This is a genomic window from Pseudomonas sp. R19M, assembly GCF_050312585.1.
In the GTDB taxonomy this organism is placed as follows: Bacteria; Pseudomonadota; Gammaproteobacteria; order Pseudomonadales; family Pseudomonadaceae; genus Aquipseudomonas; species Aquipseudomonas palleroniana.
On the sequence record NZ_JBNPJV010000085.1, the window covers coordinates 1 to 363 of the forward strand.

A 363-nucleotide genomic window follows, 5' to 3' on the forward strand; every position below is an offset into this window, starting at 1 on the left:
GGCGTAGCTCAGTTGGTAGAGCACGGGATTGTGACTCCCGTTGTCGAGGGTTCGATCCCCTTCGTCCACCCCATATTTAGAAGGGCGCCAGATTAATCATCTGGCGCCTTTGCTTTAAGAGCTTCAAGCGCGGATGTGGTGGAATTGGTAGACACACTGGATTTAGGTTCCAGCGCCGCGAGGCGTAAGAGTTCGAGTCTCTTCATCCGCACCAAATAAAGCTTGGCCCCGTTGAAAAGCAGGGTAGGGCTCAACAAAGAAGTGGTTTGGTTTCTTTGTTAACGCAATATGGTGGGCGTAGCTCAGTTGGTAGAGCACGGGATTGTGACTCCCGTTGTCGAGGGTTCGATCCCCTTCGTCCAC

1 tRNA gene is annotated in these 363 nt (G+C 52.9%); it reads left to right on the forward strand.

The window, feature by feature from the left end:
• Nucleotides 1-129: 129 nt before the first annotated feature.
• A tRNA-Leu gene (locus ACQRBT_RS19110) sits at nt 130-214 on the forward strand.
• Nucleotides 215-363: the final 149 nt, after the last annotated feature.